General features: G+C 42.2%; 11 protein-coding genes and 4 pseudogenes. 3 read left to right on the top strand and 12 right to left on the bottom strand.

Translation table 11 applies throughout. The features are described from left to right. Window positions 1–339, top strand: a pseudogene (locus REG_RS07420) (IS5-like element ISRein1 family transposase); the annotation flags it as partial. Between the two features lie 37 nt (window positions 340–376). Further along, window positions 377–754, top strand: a complete 378-nt coding sequence (locus REG_RS07415; RefSeq protein WP_087943410.1) for an IS630 family transposase — start codon at window positions 377–379, stop codon at window positions 752–754. A gap of 272 nt (window positions 755–1,026) precedes the next feature. On the opposite strand, the gene REG_RS14670 is transcribed toward REG_RS07415, so the two are convergent. The 12 genes and pseudogenes from REG_RS14670 to prfB form a co-directional block, all read right to left on the bottom strand. Next, on the bottom strand, window positions 1,027–1,389 hold the full coding sequence (locus tag REG_RS14670; protein WP_039907823.1) for a prepilin-type N-terminal cleavage/methylation domain-containing protein: 363 nt from the start codon (window positions 1,387–1,389) through the stop codon (window positions 1,027–1,029). A gap of 224 nt (window positions 1,390–1,613) precedes the next feature. Then, the gene (locus REG_RS14665; protein ID WP_141553641.1) at window positions 1,614–1,790 is read right to left on the bottom strand and encodes a DUF2509 family protein; all 177 of its coding nucleotides are present in this window, start codon (window positions 1,788–1,790) and stop codon (window positions 1,614–1,616) included. Next, on the bottom strand, window positions 1,712–2,272 hold the full coding sequence (locus REG_RS11345) for a DUF2509 family protein (RefSeq protein WP_087943409.1): 561 nt from the start codon (window positions 2,270–2,272) through the stop codon (window positions 1,712–1,714). Before REG_RS11345 ends, REG_RS14665 begins: the two co-directional genes overlap by 79 nt. Before the next feature lie 59 nt (window positions 2,273–2,331). Next, window positions 2,332–2,469 (bottom strand): hypothetical protein, encoded by a 138-nt coding sequence (locus tag REG_RS13370; protein ID WP_176603469.1) that lies wholly within the window; start codon window positions 2,467–2,469, stop codon window positions 2,332–2,334. Beyond that, window positions 2,466–3,004, bottom strand: a pseudogene (locus tag REG_RS14490) (prepilin peptidase-dependent protein). Before REG_RS14490 ends, REG_RS13370 begins: the two are co-directional and overlap by 4 nt. A 145-nt stretch (window positions 3,005–3,149) precedes the next feature. Beyond that, window positions 3,150–3,668, bottom strand: coding sequence for a prepilin peptidase-dependent protein (locus REG_RS07395; RefSeq protein WP_006705073.1), 519 nt, complete (start codon window positions 3,666–3,668; stop codon window positions 3,150–3,152). Between the two features lie 157 nt (window positions 3,669–3,825). Next, entirely contained in the window at window positions 3,826–4,563 is a 738-nt protein-coding gene (locus tag REG_RS07390; protein WP_006705072.1) for a UDP-2,3-diacylglucosamine diphosphatase, read from the bottom strand. 9 nt (window positions 4,564–4,572) lie between these two features. Continuing rightward, window positions 4,573–5,066 (bottom strand): annotated as a pseudogene (locus REG_RS07385) (peptidylprolyl isomerase). A 78-nt stretch (window positions 5,067–5,144) separates the two neighbouring features. Beyond that, a pseudogene (gene yidA / locus REG_RS07380) lies at window positions 5,145–5,957 on the bottom strand (sugar-phosphatase). A gap of 127 nt (window positions 5,958–6,084) precedes the next feature. Then, complete coding sequence (mtr, locus tag REG_RS07375; protein ID WP_006705071.1) at window positions 6,085–7,332, bottom strand: tryptophan permease; 1,248 nt, start codon at window positions 7,330–7,332, stop codon at window positions 6,085–6,087. 214 nt (window positions 7,333–7,546) lie between these two features. Next, a complete protein-coding gene (gene lysS, locus REG_RS07370; RefSeq protein ID WP_006705070.1) occupies window positions 7,547–9,061 on the bottom strand; it encodes a lysine--tRNA ligase in 1,515 nt (504 codons plus the stop codon). Window positions 9,062–9,070: 9 nt separating this feature from the next. After that, window positions 9,071–10,169, bottom strand: a protein-coding gene (gene prfB / locus REG_RS07365) for a peptide chain release factor 2 (RefSeq protein WP_141553640.1) whose coding sequence is annotated in 2 segments (ribosomal slippage) — window positions 9,071–10,093 and window positions 10,095–10,169 — 1,098 coding nt in all. Because the reading frame shifts where the segments join, the coding sequence is not laid out codon by codon here. A gap of 323 nt (window positions 10,170–10,492) precedes the next feature. On the opposite strand from prfB, the gene mutS reads away from it, so the two are divergent. After that, entirely contained in the window at window positions 10,493–13,096 is a 2,604-nt protein-coding gene (gene mutS, locus REG_RS07360) for a DNA mismatch repair protein MutS (RefSeq protein ID WP_006705068.1), read from the top strand. Window positions 13,097–13,147 lie beyond the last annotated feature (51 nt).

Raw genomic sequence — 13,147 nt, 5'->3', positions numbered from 1 at the left:
AGCTTTACGAATGGGAGGCGCCATGATTTTAGGTTGTTTAAGGAGTCTGGTGTGCGAATACATCCTGACATCAAAACAGTTACCGATACAGGTTACCAAGGGCTTGGCAAGATTCATTCAAACTCGGCGTTGCCTAAGAAAAAGACAAAGAAAAATCCCTTAACAAAAGAAGATAAACGCAACAATCGTGCGTTATCAAGCCAGCGTGTATTAAACGAACATGTCATTGGTATGATTAAAAGATTTAAAATTGTATCAGACCGTTATCGAAACAGGCGAAAACGTTTTGGATTAAGATTTAATCTGATTGCTGCAATTTATAATATGGAAATTAGATAAATGATAGTTTCCGAAGAGGTCTATTGAATTGAGCACCATGAAGGTTGTCAGTGCCCGTCCTGAGCAGGTGAATTCAGAAACCCCCGTCGCTTTTTTTGAGCAGCTCAAAACTGCTTATCCTGATGCACAAAAGATACACATTATTTTAGATAATTCTGGCTATCATTGCAGTCAGCGAGTCAAAGACGCCGCATTAGAGAAGGCTATCGTACTCCATTATTTACCCCCTTATAGCCCTAATCTTAATCCCATCGAGCGATTATGGAAGGTCATGAACGAGCGTGTCAGAAACAACCGATTTTTCTCTTCAGCCAAAGAGTTTCGTGGGGCTATAGCCGAATTTTTTGATAGTACATTGGTAAAAATTGCTCCCTTTCTCAGGGGCAGAATTAACGATAATTTCCAAACCATCTAATCCAGACCTTCAAGTTGAATGAGTATATGCTGAAGAAAGTGTCCAGCATGCCAGTGATATGATCAAAGATATTTGTCAGCGATAGTGAAAGTGCAGTGGCAACGACTCGTATCACGCCATAAAGGGGAGAAAGTCGGCGTCTGTGCGGTAATACGAAAATTACTACAACTGGCGTATGGTGTGTTGAAATCAGGCATTCCTTTTGATCCAAAAATAGTCCTTGCCAAGACGTAATCAAGACGGTATCCATCTATCAAATTGGACTGATTCGGCTATAAATCACAAAACCAGCGGCTCAAATTGACATTTTGCTTTTGTGGCGTGGTAACCCTAACATTTAGTTTTATACAATCTTCATCGAGCGGCTCTCTACTCTGAGTGTATTGCCAATTTTTGGCAGGCTCTGGTAGCTGAGCTCCAGACAGAAATGTATCTTTATTGGTTAAAATTTCAATGTTTTGTTGGGCGAGTGACCACGCTTGTCTTAGTTGCCATTGCTGCTGAAAACGTTGTAGTAATGTTTGTTGGTATTGCAGTAGTCCAAGTAAAGATACTGAGAGTAATAAAGCTGCAATAACGACTTCTGGTAGACTGAAACCTTGCTGGTATGTCAATCGCCTATTTTTTTTCGGTATTACCCGTTTTTGATTATAAAAATCCTGACTATCCCCTTCGTCTTTGAAGCCGCCGCGTTGTTGGCGGCGGCGGCTCGCCGAATCACGTAGTCTATCTACGCTCACCGGTCGGTCGCCCTGGCAGCCGAAGGCAATTTCAAAGACGAAGGGGATACACTCCTGGGATTCGATTGATTGCCGCCTTGCCGTAACGCGAAATTCATTGGGTATATAAAATATTTTAATTAGTCGGCACAAAATTTTTCATCTCTCTCTGGACAAAAATCAAGCCACCGTTGTGCAATACCCACTACTTTTTGAAGATCTATAGTAGAAGGATCTATTACCGGAGCAACCTGTTGGTATAAAACAATCTTTTGAGTTTGGTTGGGCACGGCGCCCTCTCCTCTCCTTTTAGCCATAGCAGGTTGGAAGCTGCCTCTGCTTTAATGCAGGCTTTGAGACCATGGAATGCTTGTTTTTCACACGTCCATTTTCCGTAATATCGTGACTTGTTATATTGCAAGGATTTAAGTGGCCAACGGCGAGTTATTCCCCAGCTTAGTGACGAAGCTGCTTGGTTATAAGCTTGTAGGTAAGATTGTTCGTAATGAGTAATGCGAATAGCATATTCTAATTGACGGTGTAGCCCCGTTAATAGCAGTAGGCTCAACGTAAAAAATATCATTACAGTCATTAGAATGCAGCTACCTTGCTGATATACTCTTCGCCTTTGAAGCCGCCACATTGTTGGCTGCAGGTGTTCGCCCGAATCACCTAATTGTCTACACTCATCGGTCTCACGCCCTAGCCGCCTAGCGACAACTTGAAAGACTGTGGATATATAATACCCTTCGCTTTTCAAGTTACAGCGGCGTTGGCTGCTCGCTCTCATCCCAGTCATGTACTCCCTTCACCTTTGAAGCCGTCGTGTTGTTGGCGGTGGGTGTTCGCCCGAATTACCTAGTTGTCTACGCTCATCGGTCGGTCGCCCTGGCAGCCGAAGGCAACTTCAAAGACGAAGGGTATACACTTCAGGGATGCGATTGATTGCCGCCTTGCCGTAACGCGAAATTCATTGGGTATGTACAGTGATTTCATAAATTTTTACCATTAATTACACTGTTTATCTGCAACTGAATCCTGGGGTTGCGTACTGAATGACCGGAAAGTTGCAATTTGAATAAATTCCCTGGTGTTAAATCGTTTAAATCTGTGATTGTAAAATGGGTTATTTGGATATCTCGTGGATCAAATAGTTTTTCCCAACCGTTACTAAAACAAGTTTTGCCGCCTCGCTGTGCCTCTAAGGATCCATTGTGTAGCCGATAACCAAAATATTCAGAATTTTCATGCCCTTCTTCTTCCCAGTGGCCATTACGATTAAGATCATAAGCAATAATTATGCAAGAATTTTCAATTTCACCTCGATATTGACTGAGGGTTATTGCCGATCCGAAACATTTTTTTTACAAAATCCTGCCCGCCGTAAATCTTTTTCAATAGTAAAGATGCCTTGTCTCATTATCTGTTCAAGTCGGTAATGCTGATACAGGATTGAAACTTGTTGGCGAAATTGTGGATAAATTTTTACCGCGCTCAATAAAATCAAACTACCAAAACTCAACGCTATCATTATCTCTGGTAATGTGAATCCTTTATTACGTTGATATATTTTTTGCCTTTGAAGCCGTTGCGTTATTGGCTGCGGGTATAGATTAAATTTATACACAATTTTATTTTCTCTAATTGCGACCCGTCGTATGCTCTGCTGGTTTTGGTTAACGACAGGCGGTAATCCCTGCTATCGATTTATTTTCACTACATAGTCTCATTCTGCCCCGATTTGATATAACTAGCCGAATACGTCCTGCTGAATTAGAGAGAATAAAGTGTCCGGGCTGGGCTGTATTACGCCGTCCATAAAATCCCATTTCATTTTGTGCAAAGGTATTTAATAAAATATCGTTATAAGCTGGGGTATATACCTTATTATCTTTTTCCTCACAGGATATTTTCTTCATGCTGCCACTGCCAACACAGGATCCATTAGCCTGGTGTATCCACAACGAAATATTACGGTTACTCCAGTCAGCATCAGCTTTAATCTGAGTGAGAAAAGATAGCAGCTGTTGTGCACTCATCACCAAGCGTTCCCGTTGTTGATAAAGATACCAATTTTTTCCACCCCAAATCGCCATTAGGCTAGCCAAAAAAATAACAAGCATTAATTCAATTAGGCTAATACCCTTTTGTCTTACAATAAGATGGTTGATTTTTATTGCAACATGGGTTTTCATGTGGCCATTGTAGATCAGGTAAATGATAAATTCAGAGTGGAAGATAAAAACGTGAAAACAGTTCGCAAAATATTAACCAAATTTTCAACAATACATTTATATGTTGTGAATAGGTTCACAGTTTCAGTTTATTGGCTTTGAGACATGATAAAGAGGATTACAGAGGAAAGCGGATCAACTCAATGGTTTCTGGAGAGACTTTAATCATCGAGCCTTCATTATGCCATGCCCCTAATACGGCTCGATGAACGGTTTTTATCGGTGATGTTGTTATTGGCAGTTCAATAGAATGAACAGCAGGACGATGGGTATGTCCGTGAATCATCCAGTCAACATGGTAACGTTGTAATGCATCAATAACAGCTTGTTGATTCACGTCCATAATGGTTTCCGATTTATCGCTATTACTTTGTTGGCTACGATGACGTAACTGCATTGCAATACGGTAACGGAGATGAAAAGGTAACCACAGAAAAAAACGCTGAATTACTGGATTATGTACTACATGGCGAAAGCGTTGGTAGGCAATATCGTCAATACATAAAGTGTCACCATGCAATAGTAAGATTTTACGACCATACAAGGTCACGATTTTTTCTTGCGCGAGCAACGTCATTTTACTTTCGGCGGCAAAATTTTTACCGATCAAAAAATCCCGATTACCGTGAATAAAATAGCAAGGAACACCTTGTTGGTGTAGCGATTTTAATGCCCCGGCCACTTGTCGATGTAGTGGCTCGGGGTCATCATCACCAATCCAGGTATCAAAAAGATCACCCAAAATATATAAACTATCAGCATGAAGCACTTCACGTTGCAAAAAACGCATAAAACTAGCGTTAATCTCAGGGCGCTGAACGCTAAGATGTAAATCTGCAATAAAAATCGTGCTCATGCTGTAAAGTTATTCACTGCAAGTGACATGTGTAATGATGATATCGTCTATCGGCACATCTTGATGGATACCATGAGAAACTGTCACCATTTCTTCTATTTGATCAATCAAATCCAAACCAGCGGTCACTTCTGCAAAAACACAGTAGCCCCACTCATCAGTTTTTTCTGACCGAAAATTTAGCAAATCATTATCAACAACATTAATAAAAAATTGCGTGCTGGCCGAGTGTGGATCGTGGGTTCGCGCCATTGCCAGCGTGCCCCGAGTATTTTTTAGGCCGTTATTCGCTTCATTTTTGATTGAAGGCTGTGCTTTTTTTCTTGCATATTTGGCTCGAAGCCACCACCTTGGACTATAAATCCATGGATGGCACGATGAAAAATAGTGCCATTATAAAATCCTTGGCGGCAATGTTGTAAAAAATTCCTCACGGTAATGGGAGCCTTACTATCAAAAGTATTAATAACAATATCACCGTGATTGGTATGAAGAGTAACCATATTATCCCTATTAAATATAATTAAAGTGCCATTTAAGCAGCTCTTATAGCATATCGATATGACTGAGTCAGTTAGGATTTAATTCAAAACATATTTTTTAATTGCGTGCGCAACACCGTCCTCTGCATTGCTGTGGGTGGTATATTGGGCTATTTTTTTCAGTTCGGGAATGGCATTTCCCATGGCGACACCGATACCTGCATAATGGATCATTTCGCTATCATTAGCTTGATCGCCCAATGCCATAACATTTTCTTGAGCAATGCCAAGGTGCTCTGCCAGTATTTTCACCCCAGCGCCTTTATTGGCTTGTTTATTCAAAATTTCTAGAAAATGCGCTGCGCTTTTTACAAAAGTAAAGCGTTTATGTACATCTGCCGGAATGCGGGCAATGGCGTTATCTAATATTTCAGGTTCATCAACCATCATGAGTTTAGGAAAACGTGATGTGGTATTCATTTCACTGACAGCGCGACGTTTTATTGGAATACCGGTCAGTGCAACCTCATGCAACGTATATTTGCTAACATTTTGATTGGCGGTGTATAAACAATCAAAATCAATAGCATGGAAATGTACCCCTAAGTCTCGCGCTAATGCTTCTAATTCGAGATAATCGGCAAAACTCAGTGTCTCCTGTGATATACATTCCCCAGTCATGGCTTTTTGTACCAGTGCGCCATTACTGGTGATACAAAAATTATGCTCATTATGTAAATTCAATTTATGTAGATGTTTTTGTACTCCGATATAAGACCGTCAGGTCGTCAGTACGACATACACTCCTTTTTGTTGAGCGTCATGTATGGCCTGTTTTACCGCTGGAGTAATAGTATGATTTGGATCGAGTAGGGTTCCATCCATATCAATTGCAATTAATTTAATAGCCATAATGCTCTCCTTGATTCAGCTACTGTCACCATACTACAAAATAGAGTATGAGTGAAATCTACTTATATACCCTTCGCCTTTGAAGCCGCCGCGTTGTTGGCTGCGGGTATAAGGCGTCCATAATTGTTTACTGATAGAGCGGTAATAAATTTAATAACGTAGCAATAGGTATGCACGCATTAAGCAGGCCAAAAATCACAATAAAAATGATCATCGCCTGGCCTCCCGGGACTTGATAACTCGCCTGTGGAAAACGATCGCGACTAGCACGTGCCATTAGCGCCGGAACAATAACCGCCCAGATGGTCGCGGCTAAACCCGCAAAACCGATGGCATACAAGAAACCATTAGGGAAACACAGTGCACCTAATGTGGGGGGCAAAAAAGTCAAAAGCGCGGTTTTAGCACGGCCACTTTTTTCATCGGAAAATTTAAAAAAATCGGCTATATAATCAAATAGGCCAAGTGATACGCCTAAAAATGAACTGGTTAGCGCCATATAAGAGAAAGCATTAAGCAACTGATTGGTGAGACGACTATCGCAGATGGTATCCATGTTTTTGAGTAGACTGCCAATGTTACCTCCCTCGGCAATAATTTGTTTAAAAACATCACGGGTTATATTTCCTTGAATAACAAATTGCCACAGAAAATAAATGATTAACGCAATTAAGGTGCCATACAATAGGCAACTTACTACGGCGCGACTGTCTTTTTGATAATATTTCACTAATCCAGGGACGTTACCGTGATAACCAAAGGACGTTAAGAGATAAGGTAATGCTGCTAATGCATAGGGTAAATAACGAGCATTATTATCATCTTGATCAAATAACACTTTGATTTGAACATGTGTAAACATGTCGCTGACTGAAAAAACAAAACTGACTATCATACCAATAATTAAAATCGTGCTTAAACGGTCAACCGCACGAGTAGATAACCAAACGATAAAGGTGACGATCAAGGCAAAAATCAAAGTCGCTTCGGTTTGATTCACATCCATTATTTTTTCCAACGTGTGAGAGGTTATCGACCCCCCAGCGGAAATATAGGCATAAGTTAAAATATATAATACAAAGATAATCGACAGGCCGTTGATAGCACTCCATACCTTGCCCAACAGATCACCGACCATGGTGTGAAAGCTGGCACCGGTTGGATAGTTAAGATTGACTTCTAAAATCATTAAGCCAGAAATAAACATGCAAACCCAGGTATAGGTCAGTAGCAGCACAGCGCCACTAAACCATACTCCCGCCGTTACAATGGGAATTGAAAACATACCAGCACCCACAGCAGTACCGGCAACAATCATGGTTCCCCCAAGAATTGACGGCCTGCAGCCGGCCTGTTGAGATGAAATTATCGACATAGAGGGTTCCTGGAATATTTAAACAACATTTCTTGCTGATTGAACGAGGCTTTCCAATTTAAAGGTAATTTAATAGACTTCTTGCAAAACCGTAGCGAGGGGTGTGAAGTCAAGGCGCCCGGAGCGCAGCAACCTTCGTTACCACGCGAGTACATGAGGATTGCGAGCACCGCGTAACGCCGAATTCACCCACGCAGTAGGTTATGCAAGAAGTCTAATGGGGACGCATGGCTGGGAACAGTATGACATCACGAATGCTATGGCTATTGGTAAACAGCATCACCATACGATCAATACCAATACCGAGACCCGCGGTGGGTGGCATGCCATGTTCTAATGCTGTCACGTAATCTTTATCATAGAACATCGCCTCGCTATCCCCTCCTGTCCGCGCCTTCACTTGTGCATCGAAACGTTCGGCCTGATCTTCCGCATCGTTCAATTCAGAGAAGCCATTGCCTATTTCACGCCCGCCGATAAAAAATTCAAAACGATCAGTGATAAGAGGATTATCGTCGTTACGGCGTGCCAATGGGGAGACTTCTGCCGGATATTCAGTAATAAAGGTGGGTTGTACTAGATGCTCTTCAGCTGTTGCTTCAAAAATTTCACACTGAATGCGACCTAATCCCCAATTTTTGTCTATTTTAATGCCGAGAGATTGGGCAATTTTTACCGCTTTATCCATTTTATCAAGATCGGGTGCATCAATTTGTGAGCAATATTGGCAAATCGCCTCTTTCATTGTCAATCTGGCAAAGGGCTTAGCGAAATCAAAAGTATTATCGCCATAAGTGATGATATTACTACCTAACACGGTTTGAGTCAGTGTACGAAAAAGTTCTTCGGTTAGTTTCATCAAATCACGGTAATCGGCATAGGCCATGTAGAGTTCCATCATGGTGAACTCTGGATTGTGGCGGGATGAAAGGCCTTCATTACGGAAATTACGGTTAATTTCGAATACACGTTCAAAACCGCCAACCACTAAGCGTTTCAAATACAGTTCAGGGGCAATACGCAGGTACATATCGATATCGAGCGCATTATGATGAGTGATAAAAGGCCGCGCCACCGCGCCACCGGGGATCACCTGCATCATGGGGGTTTCCACTTCCATAAAGCCTTTATCCACCATAAATTGGCGCATACCGGCAATCAGCTGTGATCGTATTTTAAATGTACGGCGGGCTTCTTCATTAACGATTAAATCAAGATAACGCTGACGATAACACATTTCTTTATCCGCAAGACCGTGAAATTTATCCGGCAGTGGACGCAATGCTTTTGTTAACAGGCGTAGCTCTGTGCAACGAATGGAAAGTTCGCCGGTTTTGGTTTTGAACAAGGTACCCTGAGCGCCTAAGATATCGCCTAAATCCCATTTTTTAAATTTTTCGTTATAAAATTCTTTTGGCAAATGATCACGCTCGACATATAACTGAATACACCCACCGGCATCTTGCAGCGTAACAAATGAGGCTTTGCCCATAATACGGCGGGTCATCATACGACCCGCAACCTTAACTTTGATATCAAGCTTGCTAAGATCATCATTATCTTTATTATCATATTGTTCATGCAACTCATGAGATAAAGTATCACGCCGGAAATCATTGGGGAAAGCGATGCCGTTTTCACGCACTGCCGCCAATTTTGTTTTGCGCACTTGTTGTTCGTTAAGCTCTGTTTCTGCTTGCTCAATGATTGATGGTTTTTGCTCTGACATTGATGTTCCTTATAACCCGGCTTTTAAACTTGCTTCGATAAATTTATCTAGATCGCCATCGAGGACAGCCTGTGTATTACGTGTTTCCACATTGGTGCGTAAATCTTTAATCCGTGCATCATCTAACACATAAGAGCGAATTTGACTGCCCCAGCCGATGTCTGATTTATTGTCCTCTTGCAGCTGCTTGTCCGCATTTTTTTTCTGCATTTCAAATTCGTATAGCTTTGCTTTCAGTTGCTGCATTGCCTGATCTTTATTTTTATGCTGTGAGCGATCATTTTGGCATTGAGTGACGATATTGGTAGGAATATGAGTAATACGGACGGCGGATTCAGTTTTATTGACATGTTGCCCACCAGCACCGGATGCACGATAAACGTCAATACGTAAATCTGCTGGGTTAATTTCAATATTAACCTTATCATCTATTTCAGGATAAACAAAAGCTGAACTGAAAGATGTGTGACGACGACCGCCAGAGTCAAACGGGCTTTTTCGCACTAAACGATGAACCCCGGTTTCTGTCCGTAACCAGCCAAAAGCATAATCGCCGATAATTTTAATCGTTGCCGATTTTAGCCCCGCCACGTCGCCGTCAGAGGAATCAATAATTTCTGTTTGAAAGCCTTTCGCGTCAGCCCAACGCAAATACATGCGTAGCAACATATTGGCCCAGTCTTGTGCTTCGGTTCCTCCCGAGCCGGCTTGCAAATCTAAATAACAGTTGGCGCTATCGTATTCCCCTGAAAACATACGCCGAAATTCTAATTGAATGAGGTTATTTTCAACTGCTTTTAATTCAGCGAGAACTTCGTTAAAAGTTGCTTCATCATTTTCTTCAACGGCTAAATCCAGCAAGCCATTTACATCAGCCAATTGTCGCTCAAGTTGCTGAATGGTTAACACTATTGCTTCAAGCGTTGAGCGCTCTTTACCTAATTGCTGCGCATACTCTGGTTTATTCCAAACATCAGGTTGTTCCAGCTCAGCACTAACTTCTTCTAGTCTTTCTTGTTTGACATCATAGTCAAAGATACCCCCGAAGGATCTTTGTTCGTTCAGTAAAATCTTGAATACTTTTTTTTATCGGACTGATTTCAAACATAATAGTCATATCTTACGTTGGATCGTGGATGGGTAAAAATCATGGAAAGCCTCGATTTTAACGGATCTACGAAAGGGTTAGTAGAAAAAATTATCGGTGACCTATGAGCTGAAATCCCTTTAGGCTTTCCTTTATAGCCGAATCAGTTTAATTTGATTTAAGTGTTGTCGTCGCTTGCCGTACTATTTGTACTGTCTGCGCGCCTCAGCCTTGAATCAAATTAAACTGATTCGGCTATTACCCTTCGCTTTATCTTCTTGAGTGAGCATAAGAGATTTCCAACAGACCCTAAGAAGTCTAATAAATTTTAATGGAATAATAGCATGCATAGAAATGAAAAATTAGACGCACACACCCCGATGATGCAGCAGTATCTTCGTCTAAAGGGTGAACATCCTGAAATATTATTATTTTACCGCATGGGTGATTTTTATGAGCTTTTTTATGACGATGCTAAACGAGCCGCAAAGTTATTGGATATTTCTTTAACTAAACGTGGCCAATCTGCTGGAAAAGCGATTCCTATGGCAGGGATCCCCTATCATGCTATCGAAAATTATTTGGCTAAACTGGTTCAATTGGGTGAGTCGGCGGCGATTTGTGAACAAATAGGCGATCCCAGCAGCTGCAAAGGTCCGGTAGAAAGAAAAGTCGTCCGCATTGTGACCCCTGGTACGGTCAGTGATGAAGCCCTGTTGCGAGAACGACAAGATAATTTATTGGCCGCAATTTGGCGTCAGGGCACGCAGGGTTTTGGTTATGCAACATTAGATATTAGTTCGGGTCGTTTTTTAATCACCGAACCCGCCGATAGGGAAGCCATGATGGCAGAATTAGAGCGTACTAATCCTGTCGAGTTATTATATTCAGAAACATTTGAAGACATGGCGCTGATCGAACAACGTCATGGACTGCGACGCCGTCCTGTGTGGGAATTTTCACTTGAAACCGCGCGACAACAACTCAACCGGCAGTTTGGCACACAAGATTTAAGCGGATTTGGCGTCGAACAAGCTGATTTGGCACTCCGGGCAGCTGGCTGCTTGTTGCAATATGTTAAAGATACTCAACGTACTGCGCTACCGCATATTCGAGAACTGATTATGGCACGTCAGCAGGACAGCATTATGATGGATGCCGCTACTCGTCGTAATTTAGAACTGACACAAAATTTATCAGGAGGCAGTGAGAATACCCTGGCCGCAATTTTAGATCACAGCGTGACGCCAATGGGCAGCCGGATGTTGAAACGTTGGTTACACATGCCAACGCGAGACAACAGCGTACTTCTTCATCGGCAGCAAGCGATTCAAGAATTACAGCCGATAGCGACTAATTTACAACCGCCCCTGCGTCAGGTGGGTGATTTAGAACGCATATTGGCGCGATTAGCATTGCGTACAGCCAGGCCGAGGGACTTAGCAAGAATACGTCATGCTTTTCAACAACTGCCTGAAATTCATGATTTACTCAAATCAAATAAAACGACTCACATACAAAATTTGCTATCACACATAGGGCAATTTGATGAATTGCTGGATCTGTTAACGCGAGCGATTGTTGATTCTCCTCCGGTATTAGTACGTGATGGCGGTGTTATCGCGCCAGGTTATAACGCTAAATTGGATGAATGGCGCGCCTTGGCGAATGGCGCTACTGACTATTTGGATCAACTGGAGATCCGTGAACGGGAAAAATTAAAGATAGATAGCTTGAAAGTCGGTTTTAACGGCGTGCACGGTTACTACCTTCAAGTGAATCGGACACAGAGCCATCTTGTTCCGATACATTATGTACGCAGACAAACGCTCAAAAATGCGGAACGTTATATCATTCCGGAACTGAAAGAGTATGAAGATAAAGTACTCACTTCCAAAGGAAGAGCACTCGCCATTGAAAAAATATTGTATGAAGAAATTTTTGATTTGTTACTGCCCCACCTTCCGGCTTTACAATCTAGCGCTAGTGCTTTAGCTGAACTCGATGTGTTGACCAATCTGGCTGAAAGGGCAAACGTACTAAATTATGTTTGCCCGCGTTTACATGACAAATCTGAAATTACTATTACCAAGGGACGTCATCCCGTTATTGAAACCGTGTCAAAACAGCCGTTTATTAGCAACTCATTATTGCTTTCTTCACAACGTCGAATGCTACTGCTAACCGGGCCTAATATGGGCGGTAAAAGTACTTATATGCGTCAAACAGCACTGATTGTGTTACTGGCTTACATAGGCAGTTTTGTCCCTGCAGAACAGGCAGAGATTGGGCCAATTGATCGTATTTTTACTCGGATTGGCGCAGCAGATGATCTTGCCTCTGGCCGATCAACTTTTATGGTAGAGATGACTGAAACGGCAAATATTTTACATAATGCTACAGAAAATAGCCTGGTTTTGATGGATGAAATTGGCCGTGGAACCTCTACTTACGATGGCCTCTCCCTCGCCTGGGCTTGTGCCGAAGATCTCGCCCAGCGCATTAAAGCAATGACGTTATTTGCTACACATTATTTTGAGCTGACAAGGTTAGCAGACAATTTATGCGGGGTGGTGAATGTCCATCTTGACGCAATGGAGCATGATGACACCATTGCTTTTATGTACAGCATACAAGAAGGGGCGGCGAGTAAAAGTTATGGTCTGGCAGTGGCGACATTAGCGGGTGTCCCACGCCATCTGATACAGCGAGCGCAGCAAAAATTAAAAGAATTGGAATCTGTTACGCACCATACTCCCGCAAGCAACGATGGTGATCCACAATATAATCATGCGCCATTTAAAAAATATCAAAATAAGGCGTTACCAGCAGAGATCCCACCAGTAAAAGTAGCCCCGGCAATAGAGGCATTAGCCGGTCTAGATGCCAATGCACTCACACCTCGACAGGCTTTGGAATGGATATATCAGCTGAAGAATATGATTTGATCAATATACCCTTCGCCTTGCAAGTTACGGCGGCGTTGGCAGCTCGCACTC

Source organism: Candidatus Regiella insecticola LSR1 (assembly GCF_000143625.1).
In the GTDB taxonomy this organism is placed as follows: Bacteria; Pseudomonadota; Gammaproteobacteria; order Enterobacterales; family Enterobacteriaceae; genus Regiella; species Regiella insecticola.
The sequence above is the reverse complement of the archived record's forward strand: the minus strand, read 5'-3'. Positions and strand labels throughout refer to the sequence as shown.